Annotated in this window: 32 protein-coding genes; 26 read left to right on the top strand and 6 right to left on the bottom strand. The window is 52.0% G+C overall.

Annotated elements, in window-relative coordinates; translation table 11 throughout:
- Positions 1 to 63: 63 nt before the first annotated feature.
- From rplN to ACI2JR_RS13630, 20 genes are all read left to right on the top strand, one after another.
- Positions 64 to 435, top strand: coding sequence for a 50S ribosomal protein L14 (rplN, locus tag ACI2JR_RS13725; RefSeq protein WP_002919748.1), 372 nt, complete (start codon positions 64 to 66; stop codon positions 433 to 435).
- Positions 436 to 445: 10 nt separating this feature from the next.
- A complete protein-coding gene (gene rplX, locus ACI2JR_RS13720; protein WP_004106345.1) occupies positions 446 to 760 on the top strand; it encodes a 50S ribosomal protein L24 in 315 nt (104 codons plus the stop codon).
- A gap of 14 nt (positions 761 to 774) precedes the next feature.
- Positions 775 to 1,314 (top strand): 50S ribosomal protein L5, encoded by a 540-nt coding sequence (gene rplE, locus ACI2JR_RS13715; protein WP_001096202.1) that lies wholly within the window; start codon positions 775 to 777, stop codon positions 1,312 to 1,314.
- Between the two features lie 14 nt (positions 1,315 to 1,328).
- The gene (gene rpsN / locus ACI2JR_RS13710; protein ID WP_002919667.1) at positions 1,329 to 1,634 is read left to right on the top strand and encodes a 30S ribosomal protein S14; all 306 of its coding nucleotides are present in this window, start codon (positions 1,329 to 1,331) and stop codon (positions 1,632 to 1,634) included.
- 33 nt (positions 1,635 to 1,667) lie between these two features.
- Positions 1,668 to 2,060, top strand: coding sequence for a 30S ribosomal protein S8 (rpsH, locus tag ACI2JR_RS13705; protein ID WP_004106343.1), 393 nt, complete (start codon positions 1,668 to 1,670; stop codon positions 2,058 to 2,060).
- A gap of 12 nt (positions 2,061 to 2,072) precedes the next feature.
- Positions 2,073 to 2,606, top strand: coding sequence for a 50S ribosomal protein L6 (rplF, locus tag ACI2JR_RS13700; RefSeq protein WP_041142965.1), 534 nt, complete (start codon positions 2,073 to 2,075; stop codon positions 2,604 to 2,606).
- 9 nt (positions 2,607 to 2,615) lie between these two features.
- Complete coding sequence (rplR, locus tag ACI2JR_RS13695; RefSeq protein ID WP_000358960.1) at positions 2,616 to 2,969, top strand: 50S ribosomal protein L18; 354 nt, start codon at positions 2,616 to 2,618, stop codon at positions 2,967 to 2,969.
- A 14-nt stretch (positions 2,970 to 2,983) separates the two neighbouring features.
- Entirely contained in the window at positions 2,984 to 3,487 is a 504-nt protein-coding gene (gene rpsE, locus ACI2JR_RS13690; RefSeq protein WP_004106339.1) for a 30S ribosomal protein S5, read from the top strand.
- A gap of 3 nt (positions 3,488 to 3,490) precedes the next feature.
- Complete coding sequence (rpmD, locus tag ACI2JR_RS13685; protein ID WP_001140434.1) at positions 3,491 to 3,670, top strand: 50S ribosomal protein L30; 180 nt, start codon at positions 3,491 to 3,493, stop codon at positions 3,668 to 3,670.
- Between the two features lie 3 nt (positions 3,671 to 3,673).
- The gene (rplO, locus tag ACI2JR_RS13680; RefSeq protein ID WP_004868352.1) at positions 3,674 to 4,108 is read left to right on the top strand and encodes a 50S ribosomal protein L15; all 435 of its coding nucleotides are present in this window, start codon (positions 3,674 to 3,676) and stop codon (positions 4,106 to 4,108) included.
- A gap of 7 nt (positions 4,109 to 4,115) precedes the next feature.
- A complete protein-coding gene (gene secY / locus ACI2JR_RS13675) occupies positions 4,116 to 5,441 on the top strand; it encodes a preprotein translocase subunit SecY (RefSeq protein ID WP_462478781.1) in 1,326 nt (441 codons plus the stop codon).
- 31 nt (positions 5,442 to 5,472) lie between these two features.
- Positions 5,473 to 5,589, top strand: coding sequence for a 50S ribosomal protein L36 (rpmJ, locus tag ACI2JR_RS13670; RefSeq protein WP_000868187.1), 117 nt, complete (start codon positions 5,473 to 5,475; stop codon positions 5,587 to 5,589).
- Positions 5,590 to 5,735: 146 nt separating this feature from the next.
- Positions 5,736 to 6,092 (top strand): 30S ribosomal protein S13, encoded by a 357-nt coding sequence (gene rpsM / locus ACI2JR_RS13665; protein ID WP_004868349.1) that lies wholly within the window; start codon positions 5,736 to 5,738, stop codon positions 6,090 to 6,092.
- 16 nt (positions 6,093 to 6,108) lie between these two features.
- The gene (gene rpsK, locus ACI2JR_RS13660; protein WP_004138423.1) at positions 6,109 to 6,498 is read left to right on the top strand and encodes a 30S ribosomal protein S11; all 390 of its coding nucleotides are present in this window, start codon (positions 6,109 to 6,111) and stop codon (positions 6,496 to 6,498) included.
- A 33-nt stretch (positions 6,499 to 6,531) separates the two neighbouring features.
- Positions 6,532 to 7,152, top strand: coding sequence for a 30S ribosomal protein S4 (rpsD, locus tag ACI2JR_RS13655; RefSeq protein ID WP_004868345.1), 621 nt, complete (start codon positions 6,532 to 6,534; stop codon positions 7,150 to 7,152).
- Positions 7,153 to 7,177: 25 nt separating this feature from the next.
- Positions 7,178 to 8,167 (top strand): DNA-directed RNA polymerase subunit alpha, encoded by a 990-nt coding sequence (locus ACI2JR_RS13650; RefSeq protein WP_002919219.1) that lies wholly within the window; start codon positions 7,178 to 7,180, stop codon positions 8,165 to 8,167.
- Between the two features lie 40 nt (positions 8,168 to 8,207).
- Positions 8,208 to 8,594 (top strand): 50S ribosomal protein L17, encoded by a 387-nt coding sequence (rplQ, locus tag ACI2JR_RS13645; RefSeq protein ID WP_004868344.1) that lies wholly within the window; start codon positions 8,208 to 8,210, stop codon positions 8,592 to 8,594.
- A 107-nt stretch (positions 8,595 to 8,701) separates the two neighbouring features.
- Positions 8,702 to 9,070 carry a DnaJ family domain-containing protein gene (locus tag ACI2JR_RS13640; protein WP_132731663.1) on the top strand — a complete coding sequence of 123 codons (369 nt, stop codon included), beginning with the start codon at positions 8,702 to 8,704 and terminating at the stop codon, positions 9,068 to 9,070.
- A gap of 2 nt (positions 9,071 to 9,072) precedes the next feature.
- Positions 9,073 to 9,498: a Zn(2+)-responsive transcriptional regulator gene (gene zntR / locus ACI2JR_RS13635; RefSeq protein ID WP_132731664.1), complete on the top strand. Its 426-nt coding sequence runs from the start codon at positions 9,073 to 9,075 to the stop codon at positions 9,496 to 9,498.
- Between the two features lie 57 nt (positions 9,499 to 9,555).
- Positions 9,556 to 9,771 (top strand): alternative ribosome-rescue factor A, encoded by a 216-nt coding sequence (locus ACI2JR_RS13630; protein WP_132731665.1) that lies wholly within the window; start codon positions 9,556 to 9,558, stop codon positions 9,769 to 9,771.
- On the opposite strand, the gene mscL is transcribed toward ACI2JR_RS13630, so the two are convergent.
- The 5 genes from mscL to def form a co-directional block, all read right to left on the bottom strand.
- Positions 9,772 to 10,185 (bottom strand): large-conductance mechanosensitive channel protein MscL, encoded by a 414-nt coding sequence (gene mscL / locus ACI2JR_RS13625; RefSeq protein ID WP_132731666.1) that lies wholly within the window; start codon positions 10,183 to 10,185, stop codon positions 9,772 to 9,774.
- 144 nt (positions 10,186 to 10,329) lie between these two features.
- Positions 10,330 to 11,706 carry a Trk system potassium transporter TrkA gene (trkA, locus tag ACI2JR_RS13620; RefSeq protein WP_462478780.1) on the bottom strand — a complete coding sequence of 459 codons (1,377 nt, stop codon included), beginning with the start codon at positions 11,704 to 11,706 and terminating at the stop codon, positions 10,330 to 10,332.
- 13 nt (positions 11,707 to 11,719) lie between these two features.
- Positions 11,720 to 13,015: a 16S rRNA (cytosine(967)-C(5))-methyltransferase RsmB gene (gene rsmB / locus ACI2JR_RS13615; RefSeq protein WP_132731668.1), complete on the bottom strand. Its 1,296-nt coding sequence runs from the start codon at positions 13,013 to 13,015 to the stop codon at positions 11,720 to 11,722.
- A 52-nt stretch (positions 13,016 to 13,067) separates the two neighbouring features.
- Positions 13,068 to 14,015, bottom strand: a complete 948-nt coding sequence (gene fmt, locus ACI2JR_RS13610; protein ID WP_132731669.1) for a methionyl-tRNA formyltransferase — start codon at positions 14,013 to 14,015, stop codon at positions 13,068 to 13,070.
- A gap of 14 nt (positions 14,016 to 14,029) precedes the next feature.
- Entirely contained in the window at positions 14,030 to 14,539 is a 510-nt protein-coding gene (def, locus tag ACI2JR_RS13605) for a peptide deformylase (RefSeq protein WP_132731670.1), read from the bottom strand.
- A 129-nt stretch (positions 14,540 to 14,668) separates the two neighbouring features.
- On the opposite strand from def, the gene dprA reads away from it, so the two are divergent.
- Genes dprA through ACI2JR_RS13575 form a run of 6 tightly spaced genes read left to right on the top strand, consistent with a single transcriptional unit; the run spans position 14,669 to position 18,460 of the window.
- Entirely contained in the window at positions 14,669 to 15,793 is a 1,125-nt protein-coding gene (dprA, locus tag ACI2JR_RS13600) for a DNA-protecting protein DprA (protein WP_132731671.1), read from the top strand.
- Positions 15,765 to 16,238 carry a DUF494 family protein Smg gene (gene smg / locus ACI2JR_RS13595; RefSeq protein ID WP_100686337.1) on the top strand — a complete coding sequence of 158 codons (474 nt, stop codon included), beginning with the start codon at positions 15,765 to 15,767 and terminating at the stop codon, positions 16,236 to 16,238. Before dprA ends, smg begins: the two co-directional genes overlap by 29 nt.
- Positions 16,239 to 16,264: 26 nt before the next feature.
- A complete protein-coding gene (locus ACI2JR_RS13590; protein ID WP_462478779.1) occupies positions 16,265 to 16,819 on the top strand; it encodes a topoisomerase DNA-binding C4 zinc finger domain-containing protein in 555 nt (184 codons plus the stop codon).
- Positions 16,812 to 17,384, top strand: coding sequence for an L-threonylcarbamoyladenylate synthase type 1 TsaC (tsaC, locus tag ACI2JR_RS13585; RefSeq protein WP_132731673.1), 573 nt, complete (start codon positions 16,812 to 16,814; stop codon positions 17,382 to 17,384). Before ACI2JR_RS13590 ends, tsaC begins: the two co-directional genes overlap by 8 nt.
- Before the next feature lie 3 nt (positions 17,385 to 17,387).
- On the top strand, positions 17,388 to 18,206 hold the full coding sequence (gene aroE, locus ACI2JR_RS13580; RefSeq protein ID WP_462478778.1) for a shikimate dehydrogenase: 819 nt from the start codon (positions 17,388 to 17,390) through the stop codon (positions 18,204 to 18,206).
- Complete coding sequence (locus ACI2JR_RS13575; RefSeq protein ID WP_462478777.1) at positions 18,203 to 18,460, top strand: DUF1488 domain-containing protein; 258 nt, start codon at positions 18,203 to 18,205, stop codon at positions 18,458 to 18,460. The genes aroE and ACI2JR_RS13575 overlap by 4 nt, the downstream gene beginning before the upstream one ends.
- On the opposite strand, the gene ACI2JR_RS13570 is transcribed toward ACI2JR_RS13575, so the two are convergent.
- The gene (locus ACI2JR_RS13570; RefSeq protein WP_462478776.1) at positions 18,436 to 18,990 is read right to left on the bottom strand and encodes a gamma carbonic anhydrase family protein; all 555 of its coding nucleotides are present in this window, start codon (positions 18,988 to 18,990) and stop codon (positions 18,436 to 18,438) included. The genes ACI2JR_RS13575 and ACI2JR_RS13570 overlap by 25 nt on opposite strands.
- Positions 18,991 to 19,409 lie beyond the last annotated feature (419 nt).

The raw sequence follows: 19,409 nt of genomic DNA, 5'->3' as shown, positions 1-19,409 counted from the left end.
ATGGGGATTTTTAACGGCCCGATTTTGGGTCTCAGTAGTAGTTGACATTAGCGGAGCACTAAAATGATCCAAGAACAGACTATGCTGAACGTCGCCGACAACTCCGGTGCACGTCGCGTAATGTGTATCAAGGTTCTGGGTGGCTCGCACCGTCGCTACGCAGGCGTAGGCGACATCATCAAGATCACCATCAAGGAAGCAATTCCGCGTGGTAAGGTCAAAAAAGGTGATGTGCTGAAGGCGGTAGTGGTGCGCACCAAGAAGGGTGTTCGTCGCCCGGACGGTTCTGTCATTCGCTTCGATGGTAATGCATGCGTTATTCTGAACAATAACAGCGAGCAGCCCATCGGTACGCGTATTTTTGGGCCGGTAACTCGTGAGCTTCGTACCGAGAAGTTCATGAAAATTATCTCTCTGGCACCAGAAGTACTCTAAGGAGCGAATCATGGCAGCGAAAATCCGTCGTGATGACGAAGTTATCGTGTTAACCGGTAAAGATAAAGGTAAACGCGGTAAAGTTAAGAATGTCTTGTCTTCCGGCAAGCTCATTGTTGAAGGTATCAACCTGGTTAAGAAACACCAGAAGCCGGTTCCGGCTCTGAACCAACCAGGCGGCATCGTTGAAAAAGAAGCTGCTATTCAGGTTTCTAACGTTGCAATCTTCAATGCGGCAACCGGCAAGGCTGACCGTGTAGGCTTTAGATTCGAAGACGGCAAAAAAGTCCGTTTCTTCAAGTCTAACAGCGAAACTATCAAGTAATTTGGAGTAGTACGATGGCGAAACTGCATGATTACTACAAAGACGAAGTAGTTAAGAAACTCATGACTGAGTTTAACTACAATTCTGTCATGCAAGTCCCTCGGGTCGAGAAGATCACCCTGAACATGGGTGTTGGTGAAGCGATCGCTGACAAGAAACTGCTGGATAACGCAGCAGCTGACCTGACAGCAATCTCCGGTCAAAAGCCGTTGATCACCAAAGCACGCAAATCAGTTGCAGGCTTCAAAATCCGTCAGGGCTATCCGATCGGCTGTAAAGTAACTCTGCGTGGCGAACGCATGTGGGAGTTCTTTGAGCGCCTGATCACTATTGCTGTACCGCGTATCCGTGACTTCCGTGGCTTGTCCGCCAAGTCTTTCGACGGTCGTGGTAACTACAGCATGGGTGTCCGTGAGCAGATCATCTTCCCAGAAATCGACTACGATAAAGTCGACCGCGTTCGTGGTTTGGATATTACCATTACCACTACTGCGAAATCTGATGAAGAAGGCCGCGCTCTGCTGGCTGCCTTTGACTTCCCGTTCCGCAAGTAAGGTAGGGTTACTTAATGGCTAAGCAATCAATGAAAGCACGCGAAGTAAAGCGCGTGGCTTTAGCTGATAAATTCTTCGCTAAACGCGCTGAACTGAAAGCTATCATCTCTGATGTGAACGCAACCGACGAAGATCGTTGGAATGCTGTTCTCAAGCTGCAGACTCTGCCGCGTGATTCCAGCCCGTCTCGTCAGCGTAACCGCTGCCGTCAAACAGGTCGTCCGCATGGTTTCCTGCGGAAGTTCGGGTTGAGCCGTATCAAGGTCCGTGAAGCCGCCATGCGCGGTGAAATCCCGGGTCTGAAAAAGGCTAGCTGGTAATTGTCACCAATTGAATCACGGGAGTAAAGACAGATGAGCATGCAAGATCCGATCGCGGATATGCTGACCCGTATCCGTAACGGTCAGGCCGCGAATAAAGCTGCGGTCACCATGCCTTCTTCCAAGCTGAAAGTGGCAATTGCCAACGTGCTGAAGGAAGAAGGCTTTATTGAAGATTTTAAAGTTGAAGGCGACATCAAGCCGGAACTGGAACTGACTCTTAAGTATTTCCAGGGTAAAGCTGTTGTAGAAAGCATTCAGCGTGTCAGCCGCCCAGGTCTGCGCATCTACAAACGTAAAGATGAGCTGCCTAAAGTTATGGCGGGTCTGGGTATCGCAGTTATTTCTACCTCTAAAGGTGTTATGACTGATCGTGCAGCGCGCCAGGCTGGTCTTGGTGGCGAAATTATCTGCTACGTAGCCTAATCGGAGGAAAAAATGTCTCGTGTTGCTAAAGCACCGGTCGTTGTTCCTGCCGGCGTTGATGTAAAAATCAACGGTCAGGTTATTACGATCAAAGGTAAGAATGGCGAGCTGACTCGTACTCTCAACGATGCTGTTGAAGTTAAACATGCAGATAATGCACTGACCTTCGGTCCGCGTGATGGTTTCGCAGACGGTTGGGCTCAGGCTGGTACCGCGCGTGCCCTGCTTAACTCAGTAGTTATCGGTGTTACCGAAGGCTTCACTAAAAAGCTTCAGCTGGTTGGTGTAGGTTATCGTGCAGCGGTCAAAGGGGATGTAGTAAACCTGGCTTTAGGTTTCTCTCATCCTGTTGAGCATAAGCTGCCGGCCGGTATCACTGCAGAATGCCCGACTCAAACTGAAATCGTGCTGAAAGGCGCTGATAAGCAGGTGATCGGTCAGGTTGCAGCAGATCTGCGCGCCTACCGTCGTCCTGAGCCTTATAAAGGCAAGGGTGTTCGTTACGCCGACGAAGTCGTGCGTACCAAAGAGGCTAAGAAGAAGTAAGGTAACACTATGGATAAGAAATCTGCTCGTATCCGTCGTGCGACCCGCGCACGCCGCAAGCTCCAGGAGCTGGGTGCAACTCGCCTGGTGGTACATCGTACCCCGCGTCATATTTACGCACAGGTCATTGCACCAAACGGTTCTGAAGTTCTGGTAGCTGCTTCTACTGTAGAAAAAGCTATCGCTGAACAACTGAAGTACACCGGTAACAAAGACGCGGCTGCAGCTGTGGGTAAAGCTGTTGCTGAACGCGCTCTGGAAAAAGGCATCAAAGATGTTTCCTTTGACCGTTCCGGGTTCCAATATCATGGTCGTGTCCAGGCACTGGCAGATGCTGCCCGTGAAGCTGGCCTTCAGTTCTAAGGTAGAGGTGTAAGATGGCTCACATCGAAAAACAAGCTGGCGAACTGCAGGAAAAGCTGATCGCGGTTAACCGCGTATCTAAAACCGTTAAAGGTGGTCGTATTTTCTCCTTCACAGCTCTGACTGTAGTTGGCGACGGTAATGGCCGCGTAGGTTTTGGTTACGGTAAAGCGCGTGAAGTTCCAGCAGCGATCCAGAAAGCGATGGAAAAAGCCCGTCGCAATATGATTAACGTCGCGCTGAACCACGGCACCCTGCAGCACCCGGTTAAAGGTGTTCACACGGGTTCTCGTGTATTCATGCAGCCAGCTTCCGAAGGTACCGGTATCATCGCCGGTGGTGCAATGCGCGCCGTTCTGGAAGTTGCTGGAGTTCATAACGTTCTGGCTAAAGCATATGGTTCCACCAACCCGATCAACGTGGTTCGTGCAACTATTGATGGCCTGGAAAATATGAATTCTCCAGAAATGGTCGCTGCCAAGCGTGGTAAATCCGTTGAAGAAATTCTGGGGAAATAAACCATGGCAAAGACTATTAAAATTACTCAAACCCGCAGTGCAATCGGTCGTCTGCCGAAACACAAGGCAACGCTGCTTGGCCTGGGTCTGCGTCGTATTGGTCACACCGTAGAACGCGAGGATACTCCTGCCGTTCGTGGTATGGTCAACGCGGTTTCCTTTATGGTTAAAGTTGAGGAGTAAGAGATGCGTTTAAATACTCTGTCTCCGGCCGAAGGCTCCAAAAAGGCGGGTAAACGCCTGGGTCGTGGTATCGGTTCTGGCCTCGGTAAAACCGGTGGTCGTGGTCACAAAGGTCAGAACTCTCGTTCTGGCGGTGGCGTACGTCGCGGTTTCGAAGGTGGTCAGATGCCTCTGTACCGTCGTCTGCCGAAATTCGGCTTCACTTCTCGTAAAGCTATGATCACTGCAGAAGTTCGTCTGTCTGATCTGGCCCACGTAGAAGGCGATGTAGTCGACCTGAACACGCTGAAAGCAGCTAACATTATCGGTATTCAGATTGAGTTCGCGAAAGTGATCCTTTCTGGCGAGGTAGCTCGTCCGGTAACTGTTCGTGGCCTGCGCGTGACTAAAGGTGCTCGTGCTGCTATCGAAGCTGCTGGCGGTAAAATTGAGGAATAAGTAGCAGATGGCTAAGCAACCGGGATTAGATTTTCAAAGTGCCAAAGGTGGACTTGGCGAACTGAAACGCAGACTTCTGTTTGTTATCGGTGCGCTGATTGTGTTCCGTATTGGTTCTTTTATTCCGATCCCTGGTATTGATGCCGCTGTACTTGCCAAACTGCTTGAGCAACAGCGAGGCACCATCATTGAAATGTTCAACATGTTCTCTGGTGGTGCTCTCAGCCGTGCTTCTATCTTTGCTTTGGGTATCATGCCGTATATTTCGGCATCGATCATAGTCCAGCTGCTGACGGTTGTTTATCAGCCGTTAGCAGAGCTGAAGAAAGAAGGGGAGTCTGGTCGTCGTAAGATCAGCCAGTACACCCGCTACGGTACTCTGGTGATATTCCAGTCGATCGGTATTGCTACCGGTCTGACGAATATGCCTGGTATGCAGGGCCTGGTGATGAATCCAGGCTTTGCATTCTATTTCACCGCTGTTGTAAGTCTGGTCACAGGAACCATGTTCCTGATGTGGCTCGGCGAACAGATTACTGAACGTGGTATCGGTAACGGTATCTCGATCATTATCTTCGCTGGTATCGTTGCGGGTCTCCCGCCAGCCATCGCCCACACTATCGAGCAAGCGCGTCAAGGCGACCTGCACTTCCTCCTGTTGCTGTTGGTTGCAGTATTAGTATTTGCCGTGACTTTCTTTGTTGTATTCGTTGAACGTGGTCAACGCCGCATTGTGGTGAACTACGCTAAGCGTCAACAGGGTCGTCGCGTCTATGCTGCACAGAGCACACATTTACCGCTGAAAGTGAATATGGCAGGGGTCATCCCGGCAATCTTCGCTTCCAGTATTATTCTGTTCCCAGCGACCATCGCGTCATGGTTCGGGGACGGTACCGGTTGGAACTGGCTGACAACAATTTCGCTGTATTTGCAGCCTGGGCAACCGCTTTATGTGTTACTCTATGCGTCTGCAATCATCTTCTTCTGTTTCTTCTATACGGCGTTGGTTTTCAACCCACGTGAAACAGCAGATAACCTGAAGAAGTCCGGTGCATTTGTACCAGGAATTCGTCCGGGAGAGCAAACGGCGAAGTATATCGATAAAGTAATGACTCGCCTGACTTTGGTTGGTGCGTTATACATTACCTTTATCTGCCTGATCCCGGAGTTCATGCGTGATGCAATGAAAGTGCCGTTCTACTTTGGTGGAACCTCGCTGCTTATTGTTGTCGTTGTGATTATGGACTTTATGGCTCAAGTGCAAACTCTGATGATGTCAAGTCAGTACGAGTCTGCATTGAAGAAGGCGAACCTGAAAGGCTACGGCCGATAATTGGTCGCCCGAGAAGTTACGGAGAGTAAAAATGAAAGTTCGTGCTTCCGTCAAGAAATTATGCCGTAACTGCAAAATCGTTAAGCGTGATGGCGTCATCCGCGTGATTTGCAGTGCCGAGCCAAAGCATAAACAGCGCCAAGGCTGATTTTTTCGCATATTTTTCTTGCAAAGTTGGATTGAGCTGGCTAGATTAGCCAGCCAATCTTTTGTATGTCTGTACGTTTCCATTTGAGTATCCTGAAAACGGGCTTTTCAGCATGGTGCGTACATATTAAATAGTAGGAGTGCATAGTGGCCCGTATAGCAGGCATTAACATTCCTGATCAGAAACATACCGTAATCGCGTTAACTGCTATTTTCGGTATCGGCAAGACCCGTTCTAAAGCCATCTGTGCTGACACGGGTATCGCTGAAAATGTTAAGATCAGTGAGCTGTCTGAAGAACAAATTGAATCCCTGCGTGAAGCAGTAGGTAAATTTGTCGTTGAAGGTGATCTGCGCCGTGAAATCACCCTGAGCATCAAGCGTCTGATGGACCTTGGTTGCTATCGTGGTTTACGCCATCGTCGTGGTCTTCCGGTTCGCGGTCAGCGTACTAAGACCAACGCACGTACCCGCAAGGGTCCGCGTAAACCGATCAAGAAATAATCGGGGTGATTGAATAATGGCAAAGGCACCAGTTCGTGCACGTAAGCGTGTAAGAAAACAAGTCTCTGATGGCGTGGCTCATGTCCATGCTTCTTTTAACAACACCATCGTTACCATTACCGATCGTCAGGGTAACGCACTGGGTTGGGCAACAGCCGGTGGTTCCGGTTTCCGTGGTTCTCGCAAATCCACTCCGTTCGCAGCTCAGGTTGCAGCAGAGCGTTGCGCTGAAGCCGTAAAAGAATACGGCATCAAGAATCTGGAAGTTATGGTCAAAGGTCCGGGTCCGGGTCGCGAATCTACCATTCGTGCACTGAACGCCGCTGGTTTCCGCATCACTAATATTACTGATGTGACTCCGATCCCTCATAACGGTTGTCGTCCGCCGAAAAAACGTCGCGTATAACGCGTTCGTTTCTAGGATTGTTGGAGAAAGAAAATGGCAAGATATTTGGGTCCTAAGCTCAAGCTGAGCCGTCGTGAGGGCACAGACCTGTTCCTTAAGTCTGGCGTTCGCGCGATCGATACCAAGTGTAAAATTGAACAAGCTCCTGGCCAGCACGGTGCGCGTAAGCCGCGTCTGTCTGACTATGGTGTGCAGTTGCGTGAAAAGCAAAAAGTTCGCCGTATGTACGGTGTGCTGGAGCGTCAGTTCCGTAACTACTATAAAGAAGCAGCTCGTCTGAAAGGCAACACCGGTGAAAACCTGTTGGCTCTGCTGGAAGGCCGTCTGGACAACGTTGTATACCGTATGGGCTTCGGCGCGACTCGTGCTGAATCACGTCAGCTGGTTAGCCACAAAGCTATCATGGTAAACGGTCGTGTTGTTAACATTGCTTCTTATCAGGTTAAAGCGAACGACGTTGTTAGCATTCGTGAGAAAGCGAAAAAGCAATCTCGCGTGAAAGCCGCTCTGGAGCTGGCTGAGCAGCGTGAAAAGCCAACCTGGCTGGAAGTTGATGCTGGCAAGATGGAAGGTACGTTCAAGCGTCAGCCGGAACGTTCTGATCTGTCTGCGGACATTAACGAACACCTGATCGTCGAGCTTTACTCCAAGTAAAGCTTAGTACCAAAGAGAGGACACAATGCAGGGTTCTGTGACAGAGTTTCTAAAACCGCGCCTGGTCGATATCGAGCAAGTGAGTTCGACGCACGCCAAGGTGACCCTTGAGCCTTTAGAGCGTGGCTTTGGCCATACTCTGGGTAACGCACTGCGCCGTATTCTGCTCTCATCGATGCCGGGTTGCGCGGTGACCGAGGTTGAGATTGATGGTGTACTGCACGAGTACAGCACCAAAGAAGGCGTTCAGGAAGATATCCTTGAAATCCTGCTCAACCTGAAAGGGCTTGCGGTGAGAGTTCAGGGTAAAGATGAAGTTATCCTTACTTTGAATAAATCTGGCATTGGCCCTGTGACCGCAGCCGACATTACCCATGACGGTGATGTCGAAATCGTCAAGCCGCAACATGTGATCTGCCACCTGACCGATGAGAACGCTGCGATTAGCATGCGTATCAAAGTTCAGCGCGGTCGCGGTTATGTGCCGGCTTCTGCCCGAATTCATTCGGAAGAAGATGAGCGCCCAATCGGCCGTCTGCTGGTCGACGCATGCTACAGCCCGGTAGAGCGTATTGCCTACAATGTTGAAGCAGCGCGTGTAGAACAGCGTACCGACCTGGACAAGCTGGTCATCGAAATGGAAACCAACGGCACAATCGATCCTGAAGAGGCGATTCGTCGTGCGGCTACCATCCTGGCAGAACAACTGGAAGCTTTCGTTGACTTACGTGATGTACGTCAGCCGGAAGTGAAAGAAGAGAAACCAGAATTCGATCCGATCCTGCTGCGCCCTGTTGACGATCTCGAATTGACTGTCCGCTCTGCTAACTGCCTCAAGGCAGAAGCTATCCACTATATCGGTGATCTGGTACAGCGTACCGAGGTTGAGTTGCTGAAAACGCCGAACCTGGGTAAAAAATCTCTTACTGAGATTAAAGACGTGCTGGCTTCACGTGGTCTGTCTCTGGGCATGCGCCTGGAAAACTGGCCACCGGCAAGCATTGCTGACGAGTAACCGGATCACAGGTTAAGGTTTTACTGAGAAGGATAAGGTCATGCGCCATCGTAAGAGTGGTCGTCAACTGAACCGCAACAGCAGCCATCGCCAGGCTATGTTCCGTAACATGGCTGGTTCGCTGGTTCGTCATGAAATCATCAAGACGACCCTGCCGAAAGCGAAAGAACTGCGTCGCGTAGTTGAGCCGCTGATTACTCTTGCCAAGACTGATAGCGTAGCTAATCGTCGTCTGGCATTCGCCCGTACTCGTGATAACGAGATCGTGGCAAAACTGTTTAACGAGCTGGGCCCGCGTTTCGCGAGCCGCGCCGGTGGTTACACTCGCATTCTGAAGTGTGGCTTCCGTGCAGGCGACAACGCGCCGATGGCATACATCGAGCTGGTTGATCGTGCTGAGCTGAAAGCAGAAGCTGCTGCAGAGTAATCTGTAGTAACGTAAAAAAACCCGCCTCGGCGGGTTTTTTTATATCCTCGTTATCCCTGCTTCACTACAATATCTGTATTCTTTTTGTTCATTCCCGGAGCCGTATTATGTGGTTACTGGATCAGTGGGCAGAACGCCATATCCTTGATGCCCAAAGCAAAGGTGATTTCGACGATCTTCCTGGCCGCGGCGAACCGCTAACGTTGGATGACGACCTCAATATACCGCCTGAATTACGCGCCGGCTATCGGTTGCTCAAAAACGCCGGCTGTTTACCTCCCGAACTTGAGCAGCGTAAAGAAGCGGTGGCGCTGGTTGATTTACTTAAAGCCGTGCGTCCAGATGACCCACAATACGCCGAACTTAGCCGTCGACTTGCCCTGCTTGAGCTCAAGCTGCGTCAGGCCGGACTTAATACCGACTTTCTGCGCGGCGAATATGCCGACAGGCTTCACACTAAGATTGATAAGGAGTAAGCATGTACCGTATTGGTGAACTGGCGAAGCTTGCTGATGTAACGCCTGATACCATCCGCTACTATGAAAAGCAGCAGATGATGGCTCATGACGTGCGTACCGAAGGGGGATTTCGCCTCTATACCGATAATGATCTTCAGCGCCTGCGTTTTATCCGCTATGCCCGGCAGTTGGGCTTTACTCTGGAAGCGATCCGCGAACTGCTTTCGATCCGTGTCGATCCTGAACATCATACCTGCCAGGAATCAAAAGGCATCGTACAGGCGCGGCTGAGTGAAGTTGAAGCGCGGATTAAAGAATTACAGACGATGCGGCGCTCCTTACAAAGACTCAACGATGCATGTTGCGGCAGTGCTCACAGCAGCGTGTATTGCTCTATTCTCGAGGCGCTTGAACAGGGGGCCAGCAGTGGCGCTACAGGGCGTTGATTTTTTCACCGCGCGGATCTACACTCGCGTCGATTTCATTTACTACCAGGAGAAACGATGAGTCGCTATCAGCATACGAAAGGGCAAATAAAAGATAATGCCATCGAAGCACTGTTGCATGACCCGTTATTCAGACAAAGAGTTGAGAAAAATCGGAAGGGGAAAGGAAGCTACCAGCGTAAAGATAAACATGCAGGTCGGAATGACCGGGAGGCCAGTGGCAAAAGAGTGATTCACTTTTTTACCACTGGCTTTCTGCTTTCTGTCGTTTGATTAAGAACGGTTATTCTGTTCTTTCAACAGGTCACGAATCTCACTTAACAGCACTTCTTCTTTCGTCGGCGCCGGCGGCTCAGCTGGGGCCTCCTGCTTTTTACGGTTCAGGTTATTCATCAGTTTGATGGCCATGAAAATGGCAAATGCCACGATCACGAAATCAAAGACGTTCTGAATAAATACCCCGTAGTGCATCACGACAGCCGGGACATCGCCCTGGGCATCGCGTAAGGTGAAGGCGAACGATTTAAAATCAATTCCGCCAATGAGCAGACCAAGCGGCGGCATAATAATATCGGCAACTAAAGACGATACAATTTTACCGAAAGCCGCACCAATGATGACACCCACTGCCAAATCAACAACATTCCCGCGCATCGCGAAGTCGCGAAACTCTTTTAAAATACTCATTCTACTCTCCTTGAACCAGCTGACAGGATAAGTTTATCAAATGTATTTCTATTTTCCATTGCTGTTGAATAATTGCTAAAAAATATTATCCATTGATAAATAAAGGGTAATGAAAATGGGCGCCATATAGGCGCCCGAAAGCAATTACAGGAAGAAAGGACTCGGCTGGAAAAGACGTTCGACGTCGGATATAAATTTTTTGTCGGTCAAAAACATAATGACATGATCGCCCTGTTCGATACGCAGATTATTATTGGCGATCATCACATCATTGCCACGCACGACGGCGCCAATGATCGTCCCAGGTGGCAGCTTGATCTCATCGATCGAGCGGCCCACTACCCTCGAGGTACTCTCATCGCCGTGGGCAACCGCTTCGATGGCCTCCGCTACCCCGCGGCGCAGGGAAGAGACGCCAACAATATCGGCTTTACGCACATGGCTGAGCAGCGCAGAAATGGTGGCTTGCTGAGGCGAGATCGCAATATCAATAACACTCCCCTGAACCAGATCGACATACGCTTTCCGCTGAATCAACACCATCACTTTTTTGGCGCCCATTCGCTTGGCTAGCATGGCGGACATGATGTTCGCTTCGTCATCGTTAGTGACGGCAATGAACAGATCGACTTGATCGATATGCTCTTCCGCCAGTAACTCCTGATCCGAGGCGTCACCATAAAAGACGATGGTATTTTGCAGTTTCTCGGCCAGCTCAGCGGCACGTTGTTGATCGCGCTCGATAAGCTTAACGCTGTAATCCTTCTCCAGCCGATGGGCGAGCCCCGCGCCGATGTTTCCACCGCCAACCAGCATGATGCGTTTATAGGGTTTTTCGAGACGTTGCAGTTCGCTCATTACGGCACGGATGTGCTGCGAGGCGGCAATAAAGAACACTTCGTCCCCGGCTTCAACAATCGTTGAACCCTGCGGGCGAATAGGCCTGTCGTGACGGAAAATAGCGGCTACGCGGGTATCGATATGCGGCATATGCTCGCGCATTGTCGAGAGCGCATTACCGACCAGGGGGCCGCCATAGTAAGCTTTCACGACCGCCAGGCTGACTTTCCCCCCGGCAAAGTTAACCACCTGCAGTGCGCCAGGGTACTCAATAAGCCGGTAGATACTGTCGATAACTAACTGTTCCGGTGCGATCAGATGGTCGATAGGCACCGCTTCTGAATGGAACAGTTTTTCGGCGTCACGTACGTAGTCCGGAGAACGAATGCGGGCGATACGATTAGGCGTATTAAACAGAGAATAGGCGACCTGGCAGGCCACCATATTGGTTTCATCTGAACTGGTTACCGCCACCAGCATATCCGCATCATCGGCACCGGCTTCGCGTAGAACACGGGGATGAGAACCGTGTCCCTGGACCACACGAAGGTCAAATTTATCCTGCAGGCTGCGCAGGCGGTCACCATTGGTGTCGACTAAGGTGATGTCGTTGTTCTCTCCGACGAGGTTTTCCGCGAGAGTTCCGCCTACCTGTCCGGCGCCCAGAATAATAATCTTCATCAGCTGTGATCCATTATTTCCGATGTTTGATCAGCTTAGCGTAAAAGAAGCCATCACCTTCTTCTGCCCCAGGCAAATTTTGCACGCCGGGTTGTTCAGGCGAGCCGGTGGTGCTGAGTTCCGCATCAGGCGTCCGCTTCAGGAAAGCGGCAATCTGCTGGCTGTTTTCTTCCGGGAGGATGGAACAGGTCGCATAGACCAGGGTTCCGCCAGGTTTCAGGTGTGACCATATTGCATCGAGAATCTCCGCCTGTAGTTGGGCCAGTTCAGCGATATCGCGATCGCGTCGTAACCATTTAATATCCGGGTGACGACGGATAACTCCAGTCGCCGAGCAGGGAGCATCGAGCAGAATCCGGTCGAATTGTTCATCCTCGCACCATTGGGCTGGATAGCGGCCATCGCCTTGTTTAACCTGCGCCTTCATGCCGAGGCGTTTCAGATTATCGTAGACGCGGGACAGGCGCTGCTCATCAATATCTACCGCCAGCACGCTCGCCTGCGGTGCGACTTCCAGAATATGCGTCGTTTTGCCCCCGGGGGCGGCACAAAGATCGAGGATTCTCTCTCCGTTTTCCGGTGTCAGATAGCGCATGCAGCCCTGGGCTGACGCATCCTGTACAGTGACCCAGCCCTGGTCGAAACCGGGTAATGCATGAACGGGCGCTGGCGTTGCCAGGCGAACAGCATCGGGATAATCAGGATGGGCAAAACCTTGTAAACCGGCCTCTGCCAGCAGCTTAAGCCACTCATCGCGCGAATGGTGATGACGGTTAACCCGCAGCCACATCGGTGGACGCTGGTTATTAGCTTCCACAATCGCCTGCCATTGCTGTGGCCAGGATTTCTGCAGACGCTTGAGCAGCCATGCCGGATGGAGAAAACGGCTGTCGCTTTGGGCAAATTCAGCCAGCAATGTTTCCTGTTGACGCTGAAACTGACGTAAAACACCGTTGATCAGCCCTTTCAGCTGCGGGCGCTTGATGGCTACCGCGCCTTCCACGGTCTCAGCCAGCGCGGCATGGGGGGGAATGCGGGTGTACAGCAGCTGATAAAATCCCACCATAATCAAATAGTGAATGGTGCGCTGTTTGCCGGCCATCGGGCGAGCCATCAGCTTGTTAACCAGCCATTCCAGTTGGCTAAGAGTACGCAGGACGCCAAAGCAAAGTTCCTGCAGCAGCGCTTTGTCCTTTTCACCCACTTTTTGCTGTAACGGCGGAAGAACGTTGCTGAGTGACTGTCCTTGTTCGACAACCTGCTCAACGGCTTGCGCCGCCAGACTGCGTAAATTAAGATTTTTTTTCATAACCGCAAAAATAAAAATGCCCGGTAAATCCGGGCTTTAGAAGTGACGACCGTCAGGAAAGACGGTTACCGGGGATAAACCACTCCCGACGAGAATTTAGCAGATCCTGAGCGCTCATCGCTTTTTTACCCGCAGGCTGCAGCGATTCCAGGTTCAGAATGCCATTGCCGGTTGCAACCTGGATACCTTGCTTGCCGGCGGCGACAATTGTGCCAGGCTCAGCGCTGCTGGTGTCGGCGATGACGGATGCCTGCCAGACTTTCACCGGTTGTTGATCAATTTCCAGCCAGCTCATTGGCCATGGGTTGAACGCCCGGATGCAGCGCTCAAGCTGTGCTGCGGAAAGTGACCAGTCGAGACGGGCTTCTTCTTTACTGAGCTTCTCAGCATAAGTGGCTAAGGCTTCATCCTGGACTTCAGGCTGAGCGACCCCGCTTGCTACCTGGGCCAGGGTTTCCAGCAACCCTTGTGGGCCGAGAGCGGCCAGTTTGTCATACAGACTGGCGCTGGTATCTTCCGAAGTGATGGGGCAGGAGAGTTTATACAGCATATCACCGGTATCCAGACCGACATCCATCTGCATGATGGTGACGCCGGTTTCGGCATCACCCGCCCAGAGTGAACGCTGAATCGGCGCAGCACCACGCCAGCGGGGCAACAAAGAACCGTGGACGTTGATGCAACCCTGACGCGGCATATCGAGAACCGCCTCTGGTAGAATGAGCCCATAGGCCACGACGACCATGACATCGGCATTAAGCGAGGCAACCAGCTGCTGGTTTTCCTGCGGGCGCAAAGATGCGGGCTGGAATACCGGCAGATTATGAGCTTCTGCGAGGACTTTGACCGGGCTGGGCATCAGCTTTTTGCCGCGACCGGCGGGGCGATCGGGCTGAGTAAACACGCCAACCACCTGGTGCTCGGACGACAACAGCGCATCAAGATGACGCGCTGCAAAATCGGGGGTTCCCGCAAAGATAATACGTAGTGATTGTGGCACGTTAGTCCTTGTCCTCAGGCACGCGTACGCAAACGATCCAGTTTTTCAACTTTCTGGCGAATACGCTGTTGTTTCAGCGGCGACAGATAATCGATAAACAGTTTGCCTACCAGGTGATCCATTTCATGCTGGATGCAGATAGCCAGAAGACCATCAGCTGCCAGCTCAAAGGACTGTCCTTCACGATTCAATGCGCGAATCTTCACGGTTTCAGCACGCGGCACCAGCGCACGCTGTTCCGGAATGGATAAGCAGCCCTCTTCAATGCCCGTCTCACCGTCTTTTTCCAACAGTTCCGGGTTAATTAATACCAGCTGCTGTTCACGGTTTTCGGAAACATCGATGACGATAATGCGCTGATGGATATCCACCTGCGTTGCAGCCAGACCAATACCTTCTTCGGCGTACATCGTCTCGAACATATCATCGACGATACGCTGAATTTCCGCATTCACTTCTTTAACCGGTTCAGCGACTTTGCGAAGGCGCTCGTCCGGGATATGTAACACTTGCAAAACTGCCATAAAGATCCAGAGTCGTATTCAGGAGTTGATAAGATTATTACCTCTATTCTAGACAAAACCCCCTGCAATTGACAGTCTCGCTGTCCAATCGCAAAGATTGTCAAAGCCGCTTATGGCAGGGGGATAAGGATGACGCCCACAGAGATTTGGCTGCGCCTGATGATGGTGAATAACCTGTACGGCGACAATATGGTGATGGCTGCCCGGCGGATGTGTACAGCCCCTGCGCTTGATAGTGAAATGTTGCGTACCTGCGGGCTGAGTGTGGCGCAGGCGACGCAATTTCTGAGCTGCAGCCAACATGATATCGATTCGACATTAGTGTGGCTGGAGCAGCCTGAACACCATCTGCTGCTGGCGGATGACTCCCGCTATCCCCCGCAGCTGCGCGCGATTAGCGATTATCCTGGCGCGCTGCTGGTTCGCGGGGATTTGGCTGTTCTGAGCAGTGTGCAGCTGGCTATTGTCGGCAGCCGTTCACATTCCTGGTATGGGGCACATTGGGGTAAACAGTTCAGCGCCATCCTGGCACATCACGGTATAACGATTACCAGCGGTCTGGCGATCGGTATTGATGGCGTCGCTCACCGGGGGGCGCTTGAGGCAAACGGGAAAACCGTTGCCGTGCTCGGGAATGGACTGGGCTCGGTTTATCCGCGTCGCCATACCGCATTAGCACAACAGATCGTGGAGAGCGGAGGTGCATTGCTTTCTGAGTTCCCTCTGGCCGCCTCTCCTCTGCCGGGGAACTTCCCGCGTCGTAACCGGATCATCAGCGGGCTCAGCATGGGGGTGCTGGTGATCGAGGCGGCGTTGAAAAGCGGCTCGCTGGTGACCGTACGCTGCGCATTGGATCAAGGACGAGACGTTTTTGCACTGCCTGGACCCGTGGGGAGTCCTGGTTCCGAGGGGCCACATTGGTTAATGAAGCAAGGCGCCATTCCCGTCACTTCCGCGGAAGATATCGTTGAATATTGTCAGCAGGTGCTGAGATGGCTCCCGGATGTGCCTGACAACAGAAATAATTGCATGGATCAGCCTCCTGTAGCATTGCCATTTCCAGAGCTCCTGGCTAACGTAGGAGATGAGGTAACACCTGTTGACGTTGTCGCTGAACGTGCCGGCCAATCTGTGCCAGTGACCGTAGCTCAGCTACTTGAACTGGAGTTAGCAGGCTGGATCGCAGCTGTACCCGGCGGCTATGTCCGATTAAGGAGGGCAAGCCATGTTCGACGTACTGATGTATTTGTTTGAGACTTACATCCAAAACGAAGCAGAAATGCGTGTGGATCAGGATCGACTGACCCGGGATCTGACCGATGCAGGATTCGATCGGGAAGATATCTATAATGCGCTGATGTGGCTCGAGAAACTGGCTGATTATCAGGAAGGTCTCGTCGCACCCATGCAGCTTGCTTCTGACCCGCTCTCTTTGCGGATTTACACCGAAGAAGAGTGCCTGCGTCTGGATGCCAGTTGCCGAGGATTTTTGCTATTCCTCGAGCAAATTCAGGTGTTGAACCTCGAAACGCGAGAAATGGTGATTGAGCGCGTGCTGGCGCTGGATACAGCAGAATTCGATCTGGAGGACCTGAAATGGGTGATCCTGATGGTACTGTTTAATATTCCAGGCTGCGAAAATGCCTATCAGCAAATGGAAGAATTACTCTTCGAAGTAAATGAAGGTATGCTGCATTAATCTTATTGCAGCAACATCGAGTTGTTATGACCAAATCAGCACTGTTTTCGGTGCGTAAAAACGAGCCCTGCCCGCAGTGTGGGGCTGAACTGGTAATCCGCTCCGGGAAACACGGGCCGTTTCTCGGCTGCTCCCACTATCCGGACTGTGACTATGTCCGTCCTCTGAAAAGTCAGGCGGACGGACATATCGTAAAAGTGCTGGAGGGGCAAGTGTGCCCGTCCTGCGGCGCTGTAATGGTGCTACGCCAGGGGCGCTTTGGTATGTTCATTGGCTGTAGCCGTTATCCGGAATGTGAACATACTGAAACTATTGATAAGCCTGATGAAACGGCGATTGCGTGTCCGCAGTGTGGCCAGGGGCAGCTGGTCCAGCGCCGTTCCCGTTTCGGAAAAACCTTTCATTCCTGCGATCGTTACCCCGATTGCCAGTTCGTTATCAACTTCACACCGGTAGCGGGTGAATGCCCGGAATGCCATTATCCGCTATTAATCGAAAAGAAAACGGCGCAGGGCGTCAGACGCTTCTGTGCCAGTAAACAATGTGGAAAGCCGATCCCGGCGGAACAAATCAGTGAATAATAACCTGCACTCAGAAACCGTCGCCCATGCCGTGGCGGTTTTGCATAATGAACATGTCATCGCCTATCCGACGGAAGCCGTTTTTGGCGTTGGCTGCGATCCTGACAGCGAAACGGCGGTTATGCGCCTGCTTGAGCTCAAACAGCGCCCCGTTGATAAGGGACTGATTCTGATCGCCGCCAGCTTTGAACAGCTGACACCCTATATTGATGATTCGCAGCTCAGCGATGAACAACGAGCCGTAATTTTCTCCTGCTGGCCGGGGCCGGTGACCTTTGTCTTCCCGGCTCGCGCCACGACGCCGCGCTGGTTGACCGGGCGCTTTGACTCCCTGGCGGTTCGCGTGAGCGATCATCCGCTGGTGGTTGAACTGTGCAAGGCCTATGGTAAACCGCTGGTCTCAACCAGCGCGAATCTGTCCGGCCAGCCACCTTGCCGTACTACTGCCGAAGTGCAGGCTCAGTTCGGCGCCGGTTTCCCGGTGGTCGATGGTGCAACGGGCGGTCGTCAAAACCCGTCTGAAATTCGCGATGCCCTGACGGGCGAACTCTTTCGCCAGGGATAAGTTATGGAAACCTACGCAGTCTTCGGAAACCCGATCGCCCACAGTAAGTCCCCCGCTATTCACCAGCACTTTGCGCAGCAGTTGCAAATTACACACCCGTATGGGCGCATACTGGCACCGCTGGATGAATTTACCAGTACGCTGAATACTTTCTTTGCTGAAGGGGGAAAGGGGGCCAACGTTACCGTCCCGTTCAAGGAAGAGGCGTTTTCCCGCGCGGATGAACTGACCGAACGAGCGGCGTTGGCGGGGGCGGTCAATACTCTCAAGCGGCTGGAAGACGGGCGTTTGCTGGGGGACAATACCGATGGTATTGGGCTACTGAGCGATCTGGAGCGGCTTGGTTTTATTAAACCGGGTTGCCGGGTATTGCTTATTGGCGCCGGTGGCGCATCGCGCGGCGTGTTGCTGCCGCTTTTATCGCTGGATTGCGCGGTCACTATCGTCAACCGCACCAGCTCCCGTGCGCATCAGCTGGCAACGCTGTTTGCCCATACCGGTAGCGTTTGTGCCGTGGAAATGGCGTCGCTGGCCGGGCTCGAGTTCGATCTCATTATTAATGCGACCTCCAGCGGTATTGGTGGTGAAGTGCCGGCCATCCCGTCCTCTTTAATCGGCCCGCATGTCTATTGCTATGACATGTTTTATCAGAAGGGCAATACGCCGTTTTTGAGCTGGTGCCAGCAGCACGGAGCTAAAATGTGTGCTGATGGGTTAGGGATGCTGGTGGCCCAGGCTGCCCACGCGGTGCTGCTGTGGCATGGCGTTCTGCCGGATATTGCGCCGGTGATTCATGCGTTGCACAAGGAACTGAATACGTGAATCAGGCCATTCAGTTTCCTGACCGTGAAGAGTGGGATGCCGGGCGGCAATGCGTCACCTTCCCGGTGCTGGTTAATGGTATGCAACTCACCTGCGCTATCAAAGGTGAAATATTAGGCCAGCGCTTTGGGGGGGAAGATCCCGCGCAGTGGCTGGCCGTGTTTCGCGAGCATCGCTGGGATCTGGAAGAAGAGGCTGACGAATTGATCCGCGAGCAGCAGGAGGACGATCAAGGCTGGGTTTGGTTCTCCTGATCCAGATAATCGTTTTTCCATTGCACATAGTTGTTTGCTGAATAGAGCAGTCCCGCCCGCTCCGCTTCCGTCAGGGAGCGGATTTGCTTAACCGGGTTGCCAAAATAGAGATAGCCGCTTTCCAGCCGCTTGTTCTGCGGTACAAGGCTGCCGGCGCCAATCATGACATCATCTTCTACCACTACGCCATCCAGCAAAATGGAACCCATCCCTACCAGCACCCGATCGCCGATAGTGCAGCCATGCAGCATCACCTTATGACCGACGGTGACATCGTTGCCAACGATCAGTGGATTGCCTTGCGGGTTATAAGCAGATTTATGCGTAACGTGCAGAACGCTACCGTCCTGAATATTGGTACGGGCACCGATTTCCACATAGTTAACATCGCCGCGAATGGCGACCAGTGGCCAGATACTGACATCATCAGCCATTCTGACATCGCCGATTGCCACGCTGGTGGCATCGATCATCACCCGCAGGCCTGTTTGCGGGAATAAATCTTTATAAGGACGTAAATTGGCGGACATGATTACCTCAATAAACCGGAGTTGTACGAAGACTTTGGTGGCTTTTTCCGCCATCTGCAACCCTTTATTGTGGTGAAAATTGAGCAAACTGGACAATAACGCGACGAAAAGGGTGAAAAACCATCACTTGGAAAAAAAGATCGATAAAAGGCTTGTGCAAAAAACTGGGATCCCTATAATGCGCTCCCACTGACACGGCACATGTGAACGAGTTCACAGAGTAAGCCGGGTCGGCAGAGAAAAAATCCTGAAATTCAGGGTTGACTCTGCAAGAGGAAAGCGTAATATACGCCACCTCGCGACAGAGCGCACAGCGCCGTCGCAACTGCTCTTTAACAATTTATCAGACAATCTGTGTGGGCACTCAAAGTGACATGGATTCTTAACGTCTTCGGACGAAAAATGAATACCAAGTCTCT

The organism is Klebsiella sp. NPDC088457, assembly GCF_044900465.1.
Taxonomy (GTDB): Bacteria; Pseudomonadota; Gammaproteobacteria; order Enterobacterales; family Enterobacteriaceae; genus Klebsiella.
Note: the sequence above shows the minus strand (reverse complement) of the source record. Positions and strands in the feature narration are given on the sequence as shown.